Annotated in this window: 20 protein-coding genes; 9 read left to right on the top strand and 11 right to left on the bottom strand. The window is 72.4% G+C overall.

What is annotated here, in order from left to right:
- Positions 1 to 23 precede the first annotated feature (23 nt).
- The 3 genes from ABD352_RS20405 (at position 24) to ABD352_RS20395 (ending at position 3,912) form a co-directional block, all read left to right on the top strand.
- A complete protein-coding gene (locus ABD352_RS20405) occupies positions 24 to 1,508 on the top strand; it encodes a glycoside hydrolase family 3 protein (RefSeq protein ID WP_344614017.1) in 1,485 nt (494 codons plus the stop codon).
- 110 nt (positions 1,509 to 1,618) lie between these two features.
- Positions 1,619 to 2,353, top strand: coding sequence for an LppX_LprAFG lipoprotein (locus ABD352_RS20400; RefSeq protein WP_344614016.1), 735 nt, complete (start codon positions 1,619 to 1,621; stop codon positions 2,351 to 2,353).
- 8 nt (positions 2,354 to 2,361) lie between these two features.
- Complete coding sequence (locus tag ABD352_RS20395) at positions 2,362 to 3,912, top strand: MFS transporter (protein WP_344614015.1); 1,551 nt, start codon at positions 2,362 to 2,364, stop codon at positions 3,910 to 3,912.
- Positions 3,913 to 4,296: 384 nt separating this feature from the next.
- Here ABD352_RS20395 and ABD352_RS20390 read toward each other — a convergent pair whose 3' ends face one another.
- Both ABD352_RS20390 and ABD352_RS20385 read right to left on the bottom strand, forming a co-directional pair.
- On the bottom strand, positions 4,297 to 4,683 hold the full coding sequence (locus ABD352_RS20390; protein WP_344614014.1) for a DUF6401 family natural product biosynthesis protein: 387 nt from the start codon (positions 4,681 to 4,683) through the stop codon (positions 4,297 to 4,299).
- A gap of 601 nt (positions 4,684 to 5,284) precedes the next feature.
- Entirely contained in the window at positions 5,285 to 5,485 is a 201-nt protein-coding gene (locus ABD352_RS20385; RefSeq protein WP_344614013.1) for a PspC domain-containing protein, read from the bottom strand.
- Positions 5,486 to 5,704: 219 nt separating this feature from the next.
- Here ABD352_RS20385 and ABD352_RS20380 point away from each other — a divergent pair, with 219 nt between their 5' ends.
- Both ABD352_RS20380 and ABD352_RS20375 read left to right on the top strand, forming a co-directional pair.
- Positions 5,705 to 6,427, top strand: a complete 723-nt coding sequence (locus ABD352_RS20380; RefSeq protein WP_344614012.1) for a CAP domain-containing protein — start codon at positions 5,705 to 5,707, stop codon at positions 6,425 to 6,427.
- Between the two features lie 36 nt (positions 6,428 to 6,463).
- Positions 6,464 to 6,979: a hypothetical protein gene (locus tag ABD352_RS20375; protein ID WP_344614011.1), complete on the top strand. Its 516-nt coding sequence runs from the start codon at positions 6,464 to 6,466 to the stop codon at positions 6,977 to 6,979.
- A gap of 48 nt (positions 6,980 to 7,027) precedes the next feature.
- Here the strand turns inward: ABD352_RS20375 and ABD352_RS20370 are convergent, their stop codons facing one another.
- Positions 7,028 to 7,348, bottom strand: coding sequence for a DUF6401 family natural product biosynthesis protein (locus ABD352_RS20370; RefSeq protein WP_344614010.1), 321 nt, complete (start codon positions 7,346 to 7,348; stop codon positions 7,028 to 7,030).
- A gap of 43 nt (positions 7,349 to 7,391) precedes the next feature.
- On the opposite strand from ABD352_RS20370, the gene ABD352_RS20365 reads away from it, so the two are divergent.
- Entirely contained in the window at positions 7,392 to 7,913 is a 522-nt protein-coding gene (locus ABD352_RS20365) for a DUF6328 family protein (protein WP_344614009.1), read from the top strand.
- Positions 7,914 to 8,016: 103 nt separating this feature from the next.
- On the top strand, positions 8,017 to 10,545 hold the full coding sequence (locus ABD352_RS20360) for a glycoside hydrolase family 9 protein (RefSeq protein ID WP_344614091.1): 2,529 nt from the start codon (positions 8,017 to 8,019) through the stop codon (positions 10,543 to 10,545).
- 106 nt (positions 10,546 to 10,651) lie between these two features.
- Here ABD352_RS20360 and ABD352_RS20355 read toward each other — a convergent pair whose 3' ends face one another.
- Genes ABD352_RS20355 through ABD352_RS20325 form a run of 7 tightly spaced genes read right to left on the bottom strand, consistent with a single transcriptional unit; the run spans position 10,652 to position 17,996 of the window.
- Entirely contained in the window at positions 10,652 to 11,284 is a 633-nt protein-coding gene (locus ABD352_RS20355; protein ID WP_344614008.1) for an SRPBCC family protein, read from the bottom strand.
- Positions 11,241 to 12,419, bottom strand: a complete 1,179-nt coding sequence (locus ABD352_RS20350; protein ID WP_344614007.1) for a vWA domain-containing protein — start codon at positions 12,417 to 12,419, stop codon at positions 11,241 to 11,243. The genes ABD352_RS20355 and ABD352_RS20350 overlap by 44 nt, the downstream gene beginning before the upstream one ends.
- Positions 12,391 to 13,251 carry an AAA family ATPase gene (locus ABD352_RS20345; protein ID WP_344614006.1) on the bottom strand — a complete coding sequence of 287 codons (861 nt, stop codon included), beginning with the start codon at positions 13,249 to 13,251 and terminating at the stop codon, positions 12,391 to 12,393. Before ABD352_RS20345 ends, ABD352_RS20350 begins: the two co-directional genes overlap by 29 nt.
- Complete coding sequence (locus tag ABD352_RS20340; protein WP_344614005.1) at positions 13,248 to 14,246, bottom strand: XdhC family protein; 999 nt, start codon at positions 14,244 to 14,246, stop codon at positions 13,248 to 13,250. The genes ABD352_RS20345 and ABD352_RS20340 overlap by 4 nt, the downstream gene beginning before the upstream one ends.
- A gap of 13 nt (positions 14,247 to 14,259) precedes the next feature.
- On the bottom strand, positions 14,260 to 16,635 hold the full coding sequence (locus ABD352_RS20335; RefSeq protein ID WP_344614004.1) for an aerobic carbon-monoxide dehydrogenase large subunit: 2,376 nt from the start codon (positions 16,633 to 16,635) through the stop codon (positions 14,260 to 14,262).
- Positions 16,632 to 17,117 (bottom strand): (2Fe-2S)-binding protein, encoded by a 486-nt coding sequence (locus tag ABD352_RS20330; protein ID WP_344614003.1) that lies wholly within the window; start codon positions 17,115 to 17,117, stop codon positions 16,632 to 16,634. Before ABD352_RS20330 ends, ABD352_RS20335 begins: the two co-directional genes overlap by 4 nt.
- 3 nt (positions 17,118 to 17,120) lie before the next feature.
- Positions 17,121 to 17,996, bottom strand: a complete 876-nt coding sequence (locus ABD352_RS20325; RefSeq protein ID WP_344614002.1) for an FAD binding domain-containing protein — start codon at positions 17,994 to 17,996, stop codon at positions 17,121 to 17,123.
- 166 nt (positions 17,997 to 18,162) lie between these two features.
- Here ABD352_RS20325 and ABD352_RS20320 point away from each other — a divergent pair, with 166 nt between their 5' ends.
- Together ABD352_RS20320 and ABD352_RS20315 are read left to right on the top strand one after the other, a co-directional pair.
- Positions 18,163 to 19,014 (top strand): spermidine synthase, encoded by an 852-nt coding sequence (locus tag ABD352_RS20320; protein ID WP_344614001.1) that lies wholly within the window; start codon positions 18,163 to 18,165, stop codon positions 19,012 to 19,014.
- A gap of 162 nt (positions 19,015 to 19,176) precedes the next feature.
- The gene (locus tag ABD352_RS20315; protein WP_344614000.1) at positions 19,177 to 20,265 is read left to right on the top strand and encodes a branched-chain amino acid aminotransferase; all 1,089 of its coding nucleotides are present in this window, start codon (positions 19,177 to 19,179) and stop codon (positions 20,263 to 20,265) included.
- 28 nt (positions 20,266 to 20,293) lie between these two features.
- Here ABD352_RS20315 and ABD352_RS20310 read toward each other — a convergent pair whose 3' ends face one another.
- On the bottom strand, positions 20,294 to 21,304 hold the full coding sequence (locus tag ABD352_RS20310) for a coiled-coil domain-containing protein (RefSeq protein WP_344613999.1): 1,011 nt from the start codon (positions 21,302 to 21,304) through the stop codon (positions 20,294 to 20,296).
- Between the last annotated feature and the right edge of the window lie 13 nt (positions 21,305 to 21,317).

The raw sequence follows: 21,317 nt of genomic DNA, 5'->3' as shown, positions 1-21,317 counted from the left end.
CAGGCTCGAAGGGGTGGTCACGCATGGACGCAAGCACGGGGGTCGACCTGGGGCGCATGGCGGACGCCGTGCTGCAGCCGGGGTTCGTCGGCAAGGAGCCACCAACCTGGTTACGCCGCCGCCTCGCCGAAGGGCTGGGCGGCGTCGTGCTGTTCGCGCGCAATGTCGTCGACCGCGACCAGGTGGCCGAGCTGACCGCCGCCCTGCGGGCCGAGAAGCCAGACGTCATCGTGGCCATCGACGAGGAGGCCGGGGACGTCACCCGGATCGACGCGCACACCGGCAGCCCCTGGCCGGGCAACCTGGCCCTGGGCGCCATCGACGACCCGGCGCTGACCCGCGAGATCGCCGGGCACATCGGGCGGGACCTGGCCGCCGTCGGCATCACCTTCGACTACGCGCCCGACGCCGACGTGAACAACGACCCCAACAACCCGGTGATCGGCTCGCGGGCCTTCGGGGCCGAGCCCGAGCGGGTCGCCCGGCACACCGCGGCCTGGATCGCCGGGCTGCAGGGGGCCGGCGTCGCGGCCTGCGCCAAGCACTTTCCCGGGCACGGGAACACCAGCGTCGACTCTCATCTCGACGTACCGCTGATCAAGGCCGGCCGGGCCGACCTCGACGCCGTCGAGCTGGTCCCCTTCCGGGCCGCCATCACCGCCGGCGTCCAGGCCGTGATGAGCGCCCACATGCGGGTCCCGGCGCTGGACCCCGACTTCCCGGCCACCCTCAGCTACAAGATCATGACCGAGCTGCTGCGCGGCGAGCTCGGCTTCGACGGCCTGATCGTCACCGACGGCATCGAGATGCGCGCCATCTCCGGCCGCTACGGCCTGGCCCACGCCACCGTGCTGGCCCTGGCGGCCGGCGCGGACGCGATCTGCGTCGGCGGCGACCACGCCGACGAGGAGACCGCGGTCATGCTGCGCGACGCCATCGTGGCCGCGGTGCGCTCGGGCGAGCTGCCCGAGGAGCGCCTCGCCGACGCGGCCGCCCGGGTCGCCCGGCTGGCCGCCTGGTCGGTGGCCGCGCCGAAGATCGCCCGGGACCCGCGGGCGAACGAGATCGGGCTGTCGGCGGCCCGCCGGGCGCTGCGGATCACCGCGCCGGACGCGACCTTCCCACTCGCGGGCGCGCCGTACGTGATCGAGTTCCAGCCGCAGCTCAACATGGCGATCGCGCCCGAGACGCCGTGGGGGCTCATGGCGCCGTTGTCCGAGCTGGCCCCGGCCACCTCCGGCGCGACGCTGGCCTCGGAGGAGGGGCTGCCGGCCGCGCTGCACGCGTCGGTGGGCAGCCCGCTGGTCCTGGTCGTGCGCGACCCGCACCGCTATCCGTGGATGACCGATGCCTTGAATGCCTCCTTGGCGGTACGTCCCGATGCCGTCGTGGTCGAGATGGGCGTCCCGGCCGATCCGCGCGGCGAGGTGCACATCGCGACCTTCGGTGCCACGGCCGCGGCCGGCCGCGCGGTAGCCGAGCTGCTCGTCGGTCACCGCTTCGCGTGATTCGCGTGACCGGCTCGGGGCGCATAGCCTTGCGCGACGGCGGCGTAACCCTGAGACGCCGCTCAGCGACGGCACCGGCGTTGTTTCCCCACCCGGTCTAGCATGCCGGTATGTCCCCCACCCAGTCCCGCCGCGGTCTGCTCGTAGCCGGCGTCGCCGCCCTCACGGCCCTGCTCGTCGCCCTCACGGGCTGCTCGGACAAGTCCGACAAGAAGGGCGGCGCGCCGGCCGCCGACCCCAACCTGCCGGCCGCCGACGGGCTGCTCAAGGACGCCGCGACGGCGATGGCGGGCATCAAGACCGCCAAGTTCCTCATCGCCGCGGACGGCACGATCGCCGGCGTCGCCATCAAGCGCGCCGACGGCGTGCTGACCAAGGAGGGCAACGCCCAGGGCACCGCCCAGGTCGAGCAGATGGGCACCACGGCCGACCTGTCGTTCACGATCGTCGGCCAGACGATGTGGCTCAAGGGCCCGACCGGCGACTACCAGCAGATCCCGCTGGCGCTGGCCGCGTCCGTCTACGACCCGTCGGCCATCCTCGACCCCGAGCGCGGCATCGCGAAGGTCATCGGCACGGCCACCGAGGGCAAGACGGAGGCCTCCGAGTCCGTCGACGGCAAGGACACCTACCGCGTGAGCGCGAAGTTCCCCGCCGAGCACCTCTCCAAGGTCGTCCCCGGCGTGACCGGCAGCGTCCCCGGCCGCCTGTGGCTCGCCAAGGACAACAAGCGGCTGCTCAAGGCCGCGTTCGACCTGCCGGCCGTCGGCGACGCCAAGGGCGGCACGGTCACCGTGACCTTCACGGAGTTCGACGCCCCCGCCACCATCACCGCGCCGAAGTAGCCGCGGCGATGACCCTGCGGGCCGAGGCGGGCACCGAAGCGGCCGCCGCGCCGGCCGATGGTTCGCGCCGCCGCCTCGCCATCGGCGTCGGCGGCGCGACGGTGCTGCTGGCGGCGCTGGACGCGTACGTCGTCGTGGGCGTGCTGACCGACATCCTCGACGCGCTGCACATCGCGACCAACCGGCTGGAGCGGGTCACGCCGGTCGTCACCGGCTTCCTGCTCGGCTACATCGCCGGCATGCCGCTGCTCGGCTCCCTCTCCGACCGCCTGGGCCGCCGCCCGGTGCTGATCGCCTGCCTGGCCGGCTTCGCGGCCGGCTCGGCCCTGACCGCCGCCTCGTCCGACTCGGTCTGGCTGCTGACCGCCGGCCGCACCGTGCAGGGCCTGGCCGGCGGCGCCCTGCTCCCGGTCACCCTGGCCCTGGCCGGCGACCTGTGGTCCGAGCGGCGCCGCGCCACCGTCCTCGGCGCCGTCGGCGCGGCCCAGGAGCTGGGCAGCGTCCTCGGCCCGCTCTACGGCGTGGCCATCGCCGCCCTGCTCGGCTCCTGGCGCGGCATCTTCTGGCTCAACCTGCCGCTGGCCGCCGTGGCGATCGCGCTCGTGTGGTTCGCCCTGCCCGGCCGCCCGCGCGCGGAGGCCCGCCGCACGGACGTCGTCGGTGGCCTGCTGCTGGCCGTGGCGCTGGGCGCCGCCGTCGTCGCCCTCTACAACCCCGACCCGGAGAAGGCGGTCCTGCCTCCGTGGGGCCCGTGGACCCTGGCCGGCGCCGCGGCCGCCGGCGCCCTCTTCGTCGCCTGGGAGCTGCGCGCCCGCACCCGCCTGGTCGACCTGCGCGACGCCCGCCCCCGCCCCTTCTTCGCCGCCCTGGCCGCCAGCTTCTGCGCCGGCGCCGCGCTGATGGTCACCCTGGTCGACGTCGAGCTCGTCGCCCAGACCCTGCTCGGCCGCGACGGCGTGCACGCCACGCTTGTCCTGACCCGCTTCTTGATCGCCCTGCCCATCGGCGCCGTGCTGGGCGGCTGGCTGGTCGCCCGTCTGGGCGAGCGCTGGACCGCCGCGGCCGGCCTGCTCCTGGCCACCGCCGGCTACCTGCTGATCGCGGGCTGGCCGGCCGACGTGCTCGATCGGCACTACCTGACCGTCCTGCCGCGCCTGGACACCGACCTGGCGCTGGCCGGCCTGGGCCTGGGCCTGGCCATCGCCCCGCTGTCCAGCGCGGTCCTGCGCGCCACCCCGCCACCGCAGCACGGCGTATCGTCCTCGGCCGTCGTGGTCGCCCGCATGATGGGCATGCTGATCGGCGTGGCCGCCCTGACGGCCTGGGGCCTGCACCGCTTCCACGAGCTGACCGCCCGCCTGAACTTCCCGCTGGTCTTCGGCAAGCCGGCGGACGAGCAGAAGCGCCTGATGGACGCCTACAAGGCGGCCCTGCAGGCGGCGCTGCGCACGGAGTACCGGGAGATCTTCCTGGCCACGGCCGCCATCTGCCTGCTGGGGGCGGCCTGCGCCCTGCTGCTGCAGTCCCGCTCCCCGCGCTCGGACACCACCACGCCCTGACCGCCCCTGACGCGCCTCAAACGCCACCCGTGAGAACCGCTACCCCGCGCGCCCGCCGCAACCGGCGAAAGCGATAAGTGGGGCGCTCCGTGTCACCAACGTGAGCCCGCGACTTGCGTGAGCCCGCGACTTGCGTGAGCCCGCGACTTGCGTGAGCCCGCGACTTGCGTGAGCCCGCGACTTGCGTGAGCCCGCGACTTGCGTGAGCCCGCGACTTGCGTGAGCCCGCTGTAAGCCGCGAAAGCGATAAGTCGGGCGCTCCGCGCCACGACTTATCGGATTTATACCCCGTCAGGCCGAAAGTCCGAAAATCCCCAATACCGCCGGGCATCGGGGATCTTCGGGACGTATTGGCGACTTCTCGGTATGCGTCGGGTCCGGCGATCAGATGTGGCCGCCGGCCCGGGCGAGCGCGCAGATGGCGATGAGCCGGAGCGCGGGCCACTCGACGTGGGCCCAGTCGACCTCGTTGGTCGGCGGGAGCTGCCACTGCGCTTCGATGAGGGCGTCGCGGACGCCGGTCGCGTACCCGGCCAGCGGCACCGCCCCGGGCCCGTGCTCCGGATCCCCGAGCGCATCCCGCACCGCCGCCGCGTGCTGGTCGATGATCGCCTGCAGTCCGGCCGACTCGCGGGCCGCGGCCAGTCCGGGCTCGCCGAGCCAGTGCATGAGGCCGTTGAGCGTTGAGCGGGCGACGCTGCGCCGGTTGGCCTCGGAGAAGTCCCCGAACGCCCCGGGCCCGGCGGTGGTGAAGCTGGTGTCGTTGGACATGCCACCGACTTCGGCGGGGCCGTCCGCCGCCTGATGGGTAAACCCGGGCCGCACCCCGTTCCACCCACCCCGCTCCCGAACCACCGCTCACGCCCCCGCGCCACCTTCGCCGGAGACTGCGCCGACGACGCGTTGGGCCGCACGGCCGGGAATGAGATGGATCGGCCCGCGCCAACGTTGAAGGTCGAGGGCGGCCCTGCGCTGACGGAAAGGGTTACGACGTGGGCGGGCGCGAAGGCGCCGCGACGTCGGAGGCAAGGGCCGAGACCGGCGCGGGAATGGCCGGGCTGCGCCGGGCGAGTTGACCTCCCGGGGCTGCGGGCGGGCGCGGGATGGCCGGGCTGTGGGTGGGCGCGGATATGGACGGACGCGGGAACGGTTGGGTGCGGGCGGAAATCGCGCCACGCAGGGCCGCCACGCAGGCCGCCACGCAGGGCCGCCGCACCGGGCCGCCGCGCAGGGCCGCCGCACCGGGCCGCCGCGCAGGGCCGCCGCACCGGGCCGCCGCACCGGGCCGCCGCGCAGGTGGGTGGGAGTGGCCCGGGCCGCACCCCGGGCCACTCCCAGTCCCGCGCTGAGCCTCGCTGTGGAGGGGGCGGGCTCAGATGTAGCCGCGGGCCTTGGACTCGTCCGGCATGAGTACCCAGAGGACGAGGTAGATCACGAACTGCGGGCCCGGGAGCAGGCACGAGATGAGGAAGATCAGGCGCATCAGGTTGGGTGACATGCCGAACCGGCGGGCCAGGCCCGAGCAGACGCCGGCGATCCAGCGATTGTCGCGAGGGCGGACGAGACTGGGCATCACTGGCTCCTCTGATCGATGTGTACCTCAACCGTAGAAATGCCCGCGGCGCCCGCCCTCCAACCTTTGGCGGAAATCCGGGCGGCCGACCACTAGGGAATGCTCCGCACGGGTAGCCGATCGGTTGCCGTGCGTTGCGGGGTGGTGAGGGGGCTCAGCGGGCGGTTGGCGGGCCCGATAACAGGTGCGTCCAACGACCCGAACGGAAGGCTTCGCACAGTGACCCGGTTTGCCCGCCGTGCCACCACCATCGCCGCCGCCGGTCTGGCGGCCGCCCTCGGCCTCGCGATCGTCACGACCACCGGACCACAGGCCCTCGCGGCCGGCGCGCCCGTCACGGCCGGCGTCGCCCACGTCGTCGAGGCCGTGGGGGCCAACGTGGCGAGCGCCGCCACCGGCGAAGACGCCGCCACCAAGCTCAGCAAGAAGAAGAAAAAGAAGAAGAAGTCCACCGCCAAGAAGACGCCGAGCAAGCCCGAGTCCCAGCCGACGACGCCGACCACGCCGGCCACGACGCCCGCCGCGCCGGTCACGACGCCGGCCGGTGACGCGAAGTACGCCGCGATCGAGAACGACGTGGTCACCCTGACCAACAACTTCCGGCAGGCCAACGGGTGTGGCGCGCTGCGCGTCGACAGCCGTCTCGTGGCCGCCGCGCGGGCGCACAGCACCGACATGGTGACGAACAACTTCTTCGACCACGCCGGCTCGAACGGCAGCAGCTTCGTGCAGCGCGAGGCGGCCGCCGGGTACACCACCGGGGCCTCCGCCGAGAACATCGCCTGGGGGTACCGCACCGCCCAGGACGTGGTCAACGGCTGGATCAACAGCCCCGGGCACCGCGCCAACATGCTGAACTGCTCGAGCGTCGCGGTCGGCGTCGGGCTGGCCTACAAGACCGACGGCACCCCGTACTGGACCCAGGACTTCGGGCGGGTCTGACGCGCCTCACCAGCACCAGAGGTGTAGAAAGCGAGGGTGAACACCCCCCGCAAAGTGCTGCTGCTGGCGGGCGCCGCCCTGGCGCTCGCCGGCTGCGGTGGCGGCAAGACGGCGCCCCCTCCCGAGGCCAAGAGCAACGCCGCCGCGTACGACAAGGTCGATGTGTGCAACCTCGCCACCGACGACCAGCTCAAGTCCGCCCTGGGCGAGAACGCCGCCAACAAGGAGCGCCGCGACACCGACGCGCTCAAGGCCTGCGCGGTCGACGGTGCGTCCGGCGACTTCTACGTCTTCCTGTCCGTGGTCCGGCCCACCATGGCCGCGAGCGAGCAGGTGAGCTTCGACAAGTCGGCCGCGCAGGGCGCGCGGGACGTCGACGCGAAGACGTTCTCGTTCTTCGATGACGGCCAGGCGTACGTCGAGACCTCCGACGGCGACCTCGTGCTTCGCGCTTCCCTGGTGTACTACGTGGACAGTGGGAAGATCGCCGATGGGCCGGGCGTGGTCGGGCGGCTACACACGCTGCTCGGGGAGATGACACAGAAAGTCTAGAAGGGGTTCACGAGCCCTCCCTAGGGTCGGGCCGCATGTGCGGCCCGATCAGGGAACCAGGCTGCACACCGCCAGCAGGCGCAGCATCGCCCAGGACGGGCGCGACCAGTCGTCGAGGGCGTCGCCGGCGTCGCGGGCCGCGTCGCGGATCGCCGCCGAGTAGCCGGCCAGGGCCACCGGGTCGAGCAGTGCCCCGCCGAGCGACTCGCGGATGGCGGCCGCGTGCTGGTCGACCCGGGCCAGCAGGTCAGGGCGGGCGGCCACGGCGGCCCGGCCCGGCCGCCCGATGGTGGAGGCGAGCTCGGCCAGCCCGGCCCGCGCGATCCACGCCCGGCGCCCGGCGGTCAGCTCGTCGAAGGGTGCGCTCACCTCGCGACGATAAGCCCAGCAGGCGGGCAAACACAGCCCCAGAATGCGCGCCGCACCCGCGGATGGGCCGAACCTCCAGGTTCGCCGGGTTCGTCCGGTGGGTAATTGGACCCGCATGGCGGATCGCGACGAGACCCCGGTCGAGCGGTACGACCGCAACTGGGCGGAGCTGCTCCAGGAGCTGCGCGTGGCCCAGACCGGCGTGCAGTTTCTGTTCGCGTTCCTGCTGACGCTGCCGTTCAACAACCGATTCGGCCAGGTGTCCCCGGGACAGAAGGCCACCTATGTCGCCACGATCGTGTGCACCGCGATCGCGACGGTCTGCCTCATCGCCCCGGTGAGCCACCATCGCATTCTGTTCCGCCGCGGCCGAAAGCAGGAACTGGTCGCGCTGAGCAGCAATCTCGCCGGCATCGGCCTGTTCTTCCTGTGGCTTTCGATCGTGGGCGCCATTTTCCTGATCTTCGAAGTGGTCGTGGGAACGTCCTGGGCGATCGCGGTCGGCGCGGCGTTCGCTGTAGCTTTCATCGGCATCTGGTACGTCCTTCCGGCCCTCAAGCGCTGAACGACGCGGCACGGCACTTGACACCGACTGTGCGCTAAGCGACAGTGGGAGCGCTCCCATTTCCTTTCCGCCAAAAGGGGTGTCTGTGCAGCGCAAATTCCCCATGGCCGTTGCGGCGGCGTTGCTGGCCGTGCCGCTGGCCGCCTCCGTCGCGTATGCCGACGCACCGGAACAGATCGTCAACGGGACCTTCGACAGCGGGACCGATCCGTGGTGGTGGACCGGCAACTCGCCGGCCGCCGTGGTCGACGGGCGCCTATGCGCGAACATTCCCGCCGGCACCACCAATCCGTGGGACGCCATCATCGGGCAGAACGCGATCAACCTGCAGGCCGGCGAGTCGTACCGCCTCGCGTTCACGGCCAGCGCCACGATCCCGGTGACCGTGCGAGCCAACGTGCAGTTGGCCGACCCGCCGTACACCCAGGAAATCTCCGAGGCGCCGGCCCTCGGTCCGCAGCCGCAGGACTTCAGCTACACCTTCACCGCGGCCGCCTCCACCAGCGGCGGGCAGGTCGCGTTCCAGGTCGGCGGGAGCGCCACCGCGTGGACGTTCTGCGTCGACAACGTCTCGCTGCAGGGAGGGGCGCCGCCGCCCGTGTACGTGCCGGACACCGGCCCGCGGGTGCGGGTCAACCAGGTCGGATACCTCGCCGGCGGCCCGAAGCAGGCCACCGTCGTCACCGACGCGACCACGCCGCTGCCCTGGCAGCTGCGCAGCGCCGCCGGTTCCGTCGTGGCCAGCGGCAACACCGTCCCGCGCGGGGTCGACGCCACCAGCGGGCAGAACGTGCAGACGGTGGACTTCTCGGCGTACGCCACCAAGGGGACCGGCTTCACGCTGACCGCCGACGGCGAGACCAGCGTGCCGTTCGACATCGGGGCGAACGCCGCCTACGAGAAGCTGCGCACGGACGCGCTGTCCTGGTTCTACGTCCAGCGCAGCGGCATCGCGATCTCCGACGCGATCGCGCCCGGGTACGGCCGCGCGGCCGGGCACCTCGGGGTCGCGCCCAACCAGGGCGACACCGACGTCCCGTGCCAGGCCGGGGTGTGCGACTACCGGCTCGACGTGCGGGGCGGCTGGTACGACGCCGGCGACCACGGCAAGTACGTCGTGAACGGCGGCATCGCCGCGTACCAGCTCATGAGCACCTTCGAGCGGACCAAGACCGCGGCGAACAGCCGCCCGCAGTCGCTGGCCGACGGCACGCTGCGCCTGCCCGAGCACGGCAACGCCACGCCCGACGTGCTCGACGAGGCCCGCTGGGAGCTCGAGTTCATGCTCCGCATGCAGGTCCCGGCCGGGCAGCCGCTCGCCGGCATGGTGCACCACAAGGTGCACGACCAGAACTGGACCGGCCTGCCGCTCGACCCGGCGGCCGACCCGCAGCCGCGCGAGCTGCACCCGCCGTCGACCGCGGCCACGCTGAACCTGGCGGCCACCGCGGCCCAGGGCGCGCGCCTGTTCGCCCCGTACGACAAGGCCTTCGCGGACAAGCTCCTGGCGGCGGCCCGCACCGCGTACGCGGCGGCGCTGGCCCACCCGGCGATCTACGCCCCGGCCAGCGACGGCAACGGCGGCGGCGCCTACGACGACGCCGACGTGACCGACGAGTTCTACTGGGCGGCCGCCGAGCTGTACATCAGCACCGGCGAGAAGGCCTTCCGCGACGCGGTCACCGCCAGCAAGTGGCACACGGCCGACATCTTCAAGCCGGAGGGCTTCGGCTGGCAGGGCACCGCGGCGCTGGGCCGGCTGGACCTCGCGACCGTCCCCAATGGACTGCCGGACCGCGACCGGGTGCGCCAGTCGGTGGTCGACGGGGCGAAGGGCTACCTCGCCACGATCAACGCCAACCCGTACGGCATCGCGTACGCGCCCAGCTCCGGCAAGTACGAGTGGGGCTCGAACAGCTCGGTGCTGAACAACCTCGTGGTCGTCGCGACCGCCTACGACCTCACCGGCGCGGCGGACTTCCGCAACGGCGTGGTCACCGGCATGGACTACCTGCTCGGCCGCAACGCGCTGAACCAGTCCTACGTCACCGGCTTCGGCGAGCGCGCGTCGCAGAACCAGCACACGCGCATCTACGCGCACCAGCTCAACCAGTCGCTGCCGCACCCGCCCAACGGTTCGCTGGCCGGCGGGCCGAACTCCAACCTGCAGGACCCGCTCGCGGCCAAGCTGCTGGCCGGCTGCGCGCCGCAGTTCTGCTACGTGGACGACATCAACTCGTACTCCACCAATGAGATCGCCATCAACTGGAACTCGACGCTGTCCTGGGTGGCCTCGTTCGTGGCCGACCAGGGCGAGGGCGGGGCCGCGCCGGCGTCGGCGTGCTCGGTGCACTACAGCACCCTGCTCGACCTCGGCGGCGTGTTCATCGCCCAGGCGACGGTGAAGAACACGAGCCGTCAGGACCTGCAGAACTGGCGCCTCCGGTACTCCTACACCGGCACCCAGCAGGTCCAGCTCGCGGTCAACGGCTCGGCGGCCCAGACCGCGGCGAACGTGGAGATCACGCCCCGCCAGTCGCGGCTGCGGCCCGGCGAGCAGACGACGATCCTGATCGTCGGCAAGACCCCGTGGGGCCCGAACTCCAGCCCATCGGTGTTCGCGTGCAGCTAGCGAAGCGAACGTTCGGCTAGTGAAGCGAACGTTCAGCTAGTGAAGCGAACGTGCAGCTGGTGAAGCGAAGGGGTCCGGCGCCGCAAAGGCGCCGGACCCCTCGTGGTCACACCAGCCAGACCACCAGCGCGACGATCGCGGCGACCACCACGACGACGGGCAGCGCCAGCTTGAGCAGCGTGCCGGTGCCGGCCACCGCGGTGAGGTTGACCGCCTCGACCTCGGGCTTCGCCTCCAGGGCGGTCACCGGCGCCTCCTCCACGACATCCACAGTGGACTGATCGGCGGTGGACTGATCGGCGGTGAGCTGCTCCTCGAGGTTGGTCACGAACTGGGTCAGCAGGCGGGTGCTGATGTCGGCGATCGTGCTGCGGCCCATCTGCGCCAGCGGCCCGGCGATGTTCAGGTCCGTCTCCACCTGGACCTTCGTCGACGAGCCTTCCGGCACGAGGACCGCCGTGACGAGGGCCGAGGCGCGGCCCTTCCCGCTCGCGTCGCGGCCCTTGGCCTCGATGACGGCCCGGTGCGCGGTCTCGTCCTGCTCCTTGAACACCGCGGTCCCGGAGAACTGCGCGGTCATGGGGCCGACCTTGACCTTGACCTTGCCCTGGTACTCGTCGCCGGACACCCCCGTCAGCTGGGCGCCGGGCATGCAGGGGGCGATCCGCTCGATGTCGGTGAGGACCTTCCAGGTCTCATCGAGCGGCCGCGCGACGACGAACTCGTTGGTGAGCAGCATGAGTGGGGGAACCTCCGGTGAGGGCGTCGAGGAGTGGCGCGACGGCGGTCAGCGAGTGCCCGCTGACCACGGCGTCGCAGTGGGGCCACGCGGCCGCCATGCCGCCGACCAGCGGCTGGTAGCGCGGGCTCTGGGTCCGGGGATTGACCCAGACGATGCGGTGAGCAAGGCGGCGCAGGCGGGCCATCTCGGCGCCCACCTGCGCGGGGTCGCCGGTCTCCCAGCCGTCGGAGACGATGAGCACGACCGCGCCGCGGGCCAGGCCCCGCCGGCCGTGCTCGTCGTTGAAGCGCTTGAGCGCCGCGCCGATGCGGGTGCCGCCCGACCAGTCCGGGGCGGCCTGCCCGGCCCGGTGCAGGGCGAGCGCCGGGCGGGTGCGGCGGGCCAGCAGCCGGGTCAGCCGGGTCAGCCGGGTGGCGAACGTGAAGACCTCGGCCCGGGAGGCGCCGGCCGCGCAGTACAGCAGCTGGATCATCGCCCGCGCGTAGGGCTCCATCGACCCGGAGATGTCGCACAGCACCACCAGGCGGCGGGGCTTCTCGCGGTGGGCCCGGCGGGGCAGCCGCAGCGGCTCGCCGCCGGTGCGCCGGGCGCGGCGCAGCGCGGCCCGCAGGTCGACCAGCCGGCCGTCGGCGGCGGGGCGGAAGCGGCGGCTGCGCCGGGGCGGCGTGGCGAAGCGCAGGTGCCGCATCAGCTCGGCCAGCCGGGCCAGCTCCTCCTCGGAGAGGGTGGCGAAGTCCCGGCCGGCCAGCCGCTCGGCCGCGCTCCCGGCCACCCCGACGGGCACCTCCACCACCTGCGAGGACCCGCCGGAGCCGTCCGAAAGCGACGGACTCGAGGCCTTCGAGTGGGTGGTCGCCCCGGCCGCGTTGAGGTCGCCCCGGAATTCGGCGACGTCCTCGTACCCCCGGAAGACCGCGTCGAAGACGGCGTCCAGGATCTCGAAGTGCGCCGGATCGGACACGAGCGTCGTGCGGGCGCACCGGTGCAGCTCGTCGACGGTCCGCGGCTCCAGCAGCGTGATGGACTGCGCGAACCGCGAGGCGCGGTCCGGCCCGACGGGCAGGCCCGCCCGGTGCAGCGCGGCGCCGAACCGGCCGACGAGGTCAGCCAGCGATGTCGGCGAGAACGGCACGGGCCGCCTCCTCGTCCTCGCGGTACTTCAGCACCGCGCCGAGCGTCGCCTCCGCCGACGCCACGTTGAGCGGCAGGCCGAGCAGCTGCAGGGCGTTGGCCCACGAGATCGCCTCGGCCACGCCGGGCGGCTTGACCAGGTCGGTGGCGCGCAGCTTGGACACCGCGCCGGCCACCCGGTCGGCGAGCGGCTCGCCGGCCGCGGGCACCCGGCGGCGGATGATGGCGGCCACGCGGTCCGCCTGCGGGTAGGCGATCCAGTGGTACAGGCAGCGGCGCAGCAGCGCGTCGTGCAGGTCCCGGGTCCGGTTCGAGGTGAGCAGCACGATCGGCGGCACGATCGCCTTGCGGGTGCCCAGCTCCGGGATGGTGACCGAGCCCTCGGCCAGCAGCTCGAAGAGGAACGCCTCGAACTCGTCGTCGGCCCGGTCGACCTCGTCGATGAGCAGCACGGCCGGGCGCGGGCCCGGGTGCTCGATCGCGGCCAGCAGCGGCCGGCGCAGCAGGTACTCGGGGGCGAAGAGGTCGGCCTCGCGCGGGGTCTCGCCGCGCGCCTCGGCCAGCCGGATGCCGAGCAGCTGGCGCGGGTAGTTCCACTCGTAGAGGGCCTCGGCGGCGCTGAGCCCCTCGTAGCACTGCAGCCGGATGAGCGGCGTGTCCAGGGCCGCGGCCAGCGCGGCGGCGGCGGCCGTCTTGCCCACGCCGGGCTCGCCTTCGAGCAGGATCGGCTGGCGCATGTGCAGGGCCAGGTACAGCGCGGTGGCCAGCCCGGCGTCGGCGAGGTAGCCCTGCCGGTCGAGGCCCTCGACCAGCGCGTCGACGGTGTCGATCACAGGTATCGGCCCGGGGCGTCGGCGAACGCGCGGCGGCAGCCGGTGCCGCAGAAGTAGTAGACCGTGCCCTCGTGCTGGTAGTGCAGCGCGTCCGGGACCACGGCGACGTCCATGTTGCAGACGGGGTCCTTCGCGATCTGTACCGCGGAGGCGATCTGCGCCGCGGAGGCGATCTGCGCCGCGGAGGCGATCTGCGCCGCGGGAGCGATCTGTACCGCGGGAGGCTTCTCCAGCAACGGCAGCATGATGCGGACCGGCTCGCCGGGCGGCGGGGCGGTCTGCCGGGGACGGGACGAGATGATCTCGGCCAGGACCGACAGCGCGATCTCGGGCGCGGTCCGCGCGCCGATGTCGAGGCCGGCCGGCGCGTGGATGGTGGCCTTCTCGGCGTCGCTCAGCTCCAGCTCGGCCAGCACCGCCGTCGCGCGCTTGCGGCTGGCGACGAGGGCGACGTACGGAATCCGCGCCTTCACCGCCGCGGTGAGGATCTCGGCCTCGTCCCGCCCGTGCGAGGCGACCACGACGGCGCTCGCGTCGAGGGGGATCGAGGTCTGCGCGGTCTCGGCGCGGGACCCTTCCCAGCCCACGGCGCGGGCCACGTCGGCGAGGGCCCGGGCGACGGGCGCCTCGCCGTAGACGAAGACCAGCGGCGCCGGGATCATCGCCTCGAGGAAGATTTCGAGGGTACCGCCGGAAAGACACGGATTCGCGACCGTGAGTAGCCCTTCGGCGCCGGGACGGTCCTCGGGCCCCTCGGCGTCCGGGGTGATGCGCAGCAGCGTCGACTCGCCCGTCTCCAGCAGCTTGAGCCCCTGGAGACGGACGGTCGACTCGGCGCAGGTGCCGCCGACGAACCCCTCGATCGTGCCGTCGGGCAGCACCAGGGCGCGGTCGCCGGCCTTGGCGCTGGTCGGACGCTCGGCCCGGACCACGGTCGCGAGCACGAACGGGGTCCGGCCCACGCGGAGCTGGTCGGCACGAACGAGGAGGTTCATCGGTTTCCCTTACTTAGCTGATCGCGAGGTCGGTGCGGATCGGGTTGCCCTGCACGGCCCGCCAGACGTTCGACGGGGTGAGGGGCATGTCCGCGTGCCGGACCCCGAAGGGCTTGATCGCGTCGAGGACGGCGTTGACCACCGCGGCCGGGGAGCCGACCGTGGCGGACTCGCCGACGCCCTTGGCGCCGATCGGGTGGTGCGGCGACGGGGTGACGGTCTCGCCGAGCTCCCACGAGGGGCACTCCAGCGCCGTCGGCAGCAGGTAGTCCATGAGCGAGGCGCCGAGGTGGTTGCCGTCCTCGTCGAACGCCATGAGCTGCATGAGCGCCATGCCGATGCCGTCGGCGAGCCCGCCGTGCACCTGGCCCTCGACGATCATCGGGTTGATCCGCACGCCGCAGTCGTCGACCGCGATGAACCGGCGCACCTTGACCTGGCCGGTGGCCGGGTCGACGTCGACGACGCAGATGTACGCGCCGAACGGGTAGGTGAGGTTCGGCGGGTTGTAGACGGTGGTCGCGTCCAGGTGGCCCTCGACGCCCTCGGGCAGCTCGAGGCTGGAGTGCGCGGCCATCGCGATCTCCTGGATGGTCTTGCCCTGGTCCGGGTCGCCCTTGACGAAGAAGCGGCCCTTCTCCCAGTCCAGGTCGTCCGGGGAGACCTCGAGCATCGCCGAGGCCACGATCCGGGCCCGGTCGCGCACCTTGCGGGCCACGATCGCGGTGGCCGCCCCGGAGACCGGGGTCGAGCGCGAGCCGTAGGTGCCCAGGCCGAACGGCGTCTGGTCGGTGTCGCCGTGCACGACCTCGATGTCGTCCGGGGAGATGCCGAGCTCCTCGGCGACGATCTGGGCGAACGTCGTCTCGTGGCCCTGGCCCTGGGTCTGCACCGACAGCCGCAGCACGGCCTTGCCGGTCGGGTGCACGCGCAGCTCGGCGCCGTCGGCCATGCCCAGCCCGAGGATGTCCATGTGCTTGCGCGGGCCCGCGCCGACGCCCTCGGTGAAGAAGCTGATGCCGATGCCCATGTACTCGCCGCGCTCGCGCTTCTCGGCCTGCTCCTGGCGCAGCTTCTCGTACCCGACCATGTCCATGGCCAGGCGCAGCGCCTTCGGGTAGTCACCCGAGTCGTACTCCCAGCCGGTGGGCGTGGTGTAGGGGAACTGCTCCGGCCTGAGCAGGTTCTTCATCCGCAGCTCGGCCGGGTCCATCTTCAGCTCGAAGGCCAGCGCGTCGATCATGCGCTCGACGAGGTAGACGGCCTCGGTGATGCGGAACGAGCAGGCGTACGCCACGCCGCCCGGCGCCTTGTTGGTGTAGACGCCGGTGACGTCGCAGAAGGCCGCCTCCAGGTCGTAGGAGCCGGTGAAGATGTGGAAGAAGCCCGCCGGGAACTTGGTGGGCTGGGCCGTACCGTTGAAGGCTCCGTGATCGGCGAGGACCTTGACCCGCAGGGCCTTGATCTTGCCGTCCTTCGTCGCCGCGATCTCGCCGTGCATGTGGTAGTCGCGGGCGAACGCGGTCGCGGTCAGGTGCTCGTTGCGGTCCTCCATCCACTTGACCGGCTTGCCCGTGACGATCGAGCCGACGATCGCCAGCACGTAGCCGGGGTAGATGCCGACCTTGCCGCCGAAGCCGCCGCCGATGTCGGGGGAGACGACCCGGATCTTGTGCTCGGGCAGCCCGGCCACCAGCGCGTACACCGTGCGGTGGGCGTGCGGCGCCTGGGTCGTCGAGTAGATGGTGAGCTTGCCGCTGACCTTGTCGAAGTCGGCGACCGCGCCGCAGGTCTCCAGCGGCGACGGGTGCACCCGCGGGTAGAGCACGTCCTCGGCCACGACGACCTCGGCGCCGGCGAAGACCGCGTCGGTCTTCTCCTTGTCCCCGGCGGTCCAGTCGAAGATGTGGTTGTCGGTCTTGCCCTCCTTGTCGTCCCGGATGACCGGGGCGCCCGGCGCGAGGGCCTGCTTGGCGTCGGCGACGACGGGCAGCGGCTCGTAGTCGACCTCGATGAGCTCCAGGGCGTCGCGCGCGATGTAGTGGTTCTCGGCCACCACGAACGCGACTTCCTGGTTCTGGAAGCGCACCTTGTCGGTCGCGAGCACCGCCTGGGTGTCGTACGACAGGGTCGGCATCCAGGCCAGCTTCAGCGACTCGAGCGTCGCGCCGGTGATGACCGCCTTGACGCCGGGCAGCGCCTCGGCGGCGCTGGTGTCGATCGAGACGATCTTCGCGTGCGCGTAGGGGCTGCGCAGGAAGGAGCCGTGCAGCATGCCGGGCAGCTGGATGTCGTCGACGTAGTTGCCCTTGCCCCGGACGAACCGCGCGTCCTCCTTGCGGTGCATCCGCCCGAAGCCCATGGGCGTGGGGTTCTCGGTGACGGTCACGCGTCCGCACCTTCCTTTGCCTGTGCCTGGTGCTCGGCCGCCCAGCGAACGGACCGGACGATGTTCTCGTATCCGGTGCAGCGGCAGAGCTGGCCGGAGATGGCCTCGCGGATCTGCTGCTCGGACGGGTCGGGGTTCTCGTTCAGCAGCGCGCGGGCGGTGATCATCATGCCCGGCGTGCAGAAGCCGCACTGCAGGCCGTGGCACTGCACGAAGCCCTGCTGGACCGGGTCGAGGCCGTCCGGGCCCTCGAGGCCCTCGACGGTGCCGACCGTCTTGCCGTCGGCCATGACCGCCAGCACGGTGCAGGACTTCACGGGGACCCCGTCGAGCGAGACGGTGCACACGCCGCAGTTGGACGTGTCGCAGCCCCAGTGCGTACCGGTGAGGCCGAGCTCGTTGCGCAGGAAGTGCACCAGCAACAGCCGGGGCTCCACGTCGCGGGTGTACTGCTCGCCGTTCACCGTCACGGTGATCTGCATGTTCTACGCCTCCTGCCCTCGCGCGCGGGCGGCCGCGGTGCGCAGTGCGCGCGCGGTCAGCTCGCCGGCGAGGTGCCGCTTGTAGTCGACCGGCCCGCGCTGGTCCGCGACCGGGTTGGTGTGCTCGGCGGCGATCCGCCCCGCCTCGGCGAACGTCTCCTCCGTGGCCGGCTTGCCCACGAGGAACGCCTCCGCCTCGGCCGCCCGGAAGTGCTCGGCCCCGACCGCGGCCAGGCCGATGCCGGCCGCCTTCACGGCGTCGCCGTCCAGCCAGACGGCGGCACCGGCGGCCGCGACCGCCCAGTCGCCGACGCGGCGCTCGACCTTGTGGTACGCCGAGCCGCCGCCCGGCCGGATCGGCACCCGGACCTCGGTGAGCAGCTCGCCGGGCTCGACGACGGTCTCGTACGGCCCCACGTGGAACTCGGTCAGCGGCACGGTGCGCGACCCCCGCGCACCCTGGATCACCGCCGAGGCGCCCACCGCGGCGAACGCGGCGGAGAGGTCCTCGGCCGGATCGGCCTGGCACAACGAGCCGCCGACGGTACCGCGGTTGCGCACCAACGGGTCGGCGATGACGCGCTCGGCGTCGGCGAAGATCCGGTAGTGCTCCTCGACGAGGGGCGAGGCGAGCAGCTCGGCGTGCCGGGTGAGCGCGCCGATGCGCAGTTCATCGCCTTCGACCCGGATATAGGCCAGCTCGGCAACGTCGTTGATGTCGATGAGCGCGGTCGGCCGGGCCAGGCGCAGCTTCATCATCGGAATGAGGCTGTGGCCGCCGGCGATCACACGGGCGTCCTCACCCCACTGCTCGAGCAGCTGCAGGGTCTGGCCGACGCTTGTGGCTTTCGCGTATTCGAATGCGGCGGGTACTTGCATCGCGCCTCCGGTTTTTCGGGTCCGGACAATGAGCAGAAGGTCGACAGAATCGTCGTCCTAAAGGCGAGAACGGACAACTCCGCCACGGTAGTTGATCTGTATACGCAGCGTAGTTTCGGTTGCCCGGCGGCGGGTCTGGACGGGCGCGGCGGGCAAGATTGCGGGCGTGGGTGGGCGCAAACGGGTGACCAGCACGGTCGCGCAGGTCGACGGCGGAGTGGCCGAGCTGTGCCCGGACGACGGGCGGCCCGGCCGCTGGACGCTGCTGCTGGACGGGTACCCGCAGTCCGCGCTGGACGTCGAGGACCCGCGCCGGCTCGACTTCGAGTACATGCGGCGCATCGCATCGGTGCTCGACGCGATGGCGCCGCCCGGGGCCCCGCTGTCGGTGCTGCACCTCGGCGGGGGCGCGCTCACCCTGCCGCGGTACGTGGCGGCCACCCGGCCCGGCTCGGCCCAGCGGGTGGTCGAGCGCGACGCGGCCCTCATCGACTTCGTACGCCGGGAGCTGCCCCTGCCCCGCGGGGCCGACATCCGGGTGCGGGCGGCCGACGCCCGCGAGGCCGTGGAGTCCCTCGCCCCGGGCCGCTTCGACCTGGTCATCGCCGACGTCTACGCCGGCGCCCGGGTGCCGGCCCACCTGGCGTCGCTGGAGTTCCTGACCGCGGCGGCCCGGCTGCTGCGCCCGGGCGGGCTCTACGTGGCCAACCTGGCCGACGGCTCCGGGCTGGCCTTCGCCCGCGGACAGGCGGCCACGCTGCGCCGGGTCTACGGCGACCTGGTGCTGCTGGCCGAGCCCTCGGTGCTGCGCGGGCGGCGGTTCGGCAACGTGGTCCTGGTGGCGTCCGCGGAGGCGGGGCGCATCCCGCAGGCCCCGCTGGCCCGGGCGGCCGCGGCGGATCCGTTCCCGGCCCGGCTGGTCTCCGGCGACGACCTGATCAGGCTGATCGCCGGCGCGGCGGTCGCCACGGACGCGACCGCGGTGGCCTCGCCCTCCCCGCCGGCCGGTCTGTTCTGACCCGGGCCGAGCGCGACAAGCCGCCACCCCGATTTCCCATAAGTCCGAAACATCACGATGCGAATGTCCCGGCATTTCGGGCGAATAGCAGTCACGCCTGGTTACCTCCCAGTCGGCGGGAAGGCGCTTAGGGATCGTTCAGGTTCCGCTTACAGTTCCTGAATGCTCGAATTCGACACAGTTCCCGCCGAGCGCCGCCCGGCCGAGGAGCGCGCCGCGTTGCTCGCCGACCCCGGGTTCGGCCGCGTCTTCACCGACCACATGGTCACCATCCGTTACGCCGAGGGCAAAGGGTGGTACGACGCCCGCCTGGAACCCTTCGGGCCGCTCTCGCTGTCGCCGGCCACGGCCGCGCTGCACTACAGCCAGGAGCTCTTCGAGGGGCTGAAGGCGTACGCGCTGCCCGACGGCGAGGTCGGGCTCTTCCGTCCCCAGGCCAACGCCCGCCGCCTGAACACGACCGCCGAGCGGCTGGCCATGCCCCAGCTGCCCGAGGAGCTGTTCCTGCGCGCGGTGTGGACCCTGGTCGAGGCCGACCGGGAGTGGGTGCCGACGGGCGAGGGACAGAGCCTGTACCTGCGGCCGTTCATGATCGCCACGGATCCGTTCCTGGGGGTCCGGCCTTCCTCGGAGTACCTCTTCGTGGTCATCGCCTCGCCCTCGGGCTCCTACTTCGCCGGCGGCGCCAAGCCGGTCACGGTGTGGGTGTCGCAGGACTACTCGCGCGCGGCGCCGGGCGGAACGGGCGCGGTGAAGGCGGCCGCCAACTACGCGGTCAGCCTGCGCGCGCAGGCCCAGGCCCAGGAGGCCGGCTGCGACCAGACCGTCTTCCTCGACGCGGTGGAGCACCGCTGGATCGAGGAGTCGGGCAGCATGAACCTGTTCTTCGTGTACGAGCGCGACGGCGCCCCGCTGCTGGTCACCCCGCCGCTCAACGGCTCGATCCTGCCGGGCGTGACCCGCGACTCGGTGCTGACGCTGGCCCGGCACCGCGGCTGGGGCGTCGAGGAGCGGCCGTACTCGCTCGAGGAGTGGCGCTCGGACGCCATCAGCGGCGCGCTGCGCGAGACCTTCGCCTGCGGCACCGGCGTGGTGATCACCTCGATCGGCACCGCCCGCAGCCGCGACGGCGAGTTCCTCATCGGGGGCGCGGCCGAGGGCCCGGTGACGTCGTCGATCCGCGACGCGATCGTGGGCATCCAGCGCGGGCTGGCCGAGGACCCGTTCGGCTGGTCGCTGCGGCGGGCGTGAGGCCTCAGCGCCTGTTGCACAACAGGCGCTAGATCACCGACAGGTGCACGTGGTTGGTGTGGTCGCTGGACGGGTCGCCGTTGCCGCCGCTGTAGGCGTGCCAGCCGGCCGCCGGGGTCCACACCTGGCGGAACCAGATCACGTACAGCACGCCGAGCGACGACGCGTTCTTGACGAAGAACGCGGCCAGGTTGGTGCCGTACGTCTTGTCGTTGCCGGTCGCGACGCCCCCGAAACCGTCGGAGGCGGCCGCGAAGTCGCACGCCCGCCCCTTGGGATGCTCATAAGGCCCCGAGGGGCGGAAGCACGAGTAGAAGTGGGTGAACCCGTTCTTGCGGGCCTCCTGGGACGCGTGCAGCAACCGCGGCGTGATGCAGCCCGTCGTGGTCGGGTCGTCGATGATGCAGTTCTCCGAGGGCCAGCTGCCGTCGGCGTTGCGCGGGGCCGGCGTGGCCAGCGGTGAGTTGACGCTCACGTAGCCGTCGGCCTTGCCGCGCATCTTGGCCAGGGCGGCCTCCGCGTCGGCCTTCTTCTTGGCCTGGACGTCGGCCTGGGCCTGCTGCGTGGCGACCTCCTGGTCGATCGCCTTCTTGGCGCCCGCGAGGTCCGCCTCGAGCTTGGTCAGCCGGCCGATGACCCGGTCGTTGTACATCGCGATCTCGTTGATCAGCACCACGCGGTCCATGAACGCGTCCGGCGAGTCGGTGTCGACCAGCGCGGCGCTGAGCCGGATCTTGCCGCCGGTGCGGTAGGCCGCCGCCGCGATCACGTTCACGCTGGCCCGCACCGGCTCCAGCTCGGCCTGCAGGTCCGCCATCTGCTTGACCAGGTCGGCCTGGCGCTTCTTGGACGCCTCCAGCGCCGCCTGCGCGTTGAGCCAGCCGGTGTTGGCCGCGTCGAGCTTGTCACCCAGCGTGAGGTTGGCCGCGCCCTCGTCCGGCGGGGCGGTCGGGTCGCCCGGCTCGGCGGCCGCGGGGCCGGCCCAGGCGCAGATCAGGACGAGCAAGGCAATCACGAACGTGCGTGCCCGGCTTCGCATGCGGTGAGTGTAT

It is taken from the genome of Dactylosporangium salmoneum, from assembly GCF_039532525.1.
GTDB classification, from domain to species: domain Bacteria; phylum Actinomycetota; class Actinomycetes; order Mycobacteriales; family Micromonosporaceae; genus Dactylosporangium; species Dactylosporangium salmoneum.
This window is presented reverse-complemented; position numbering and strand designations above follow the sequence as displayed.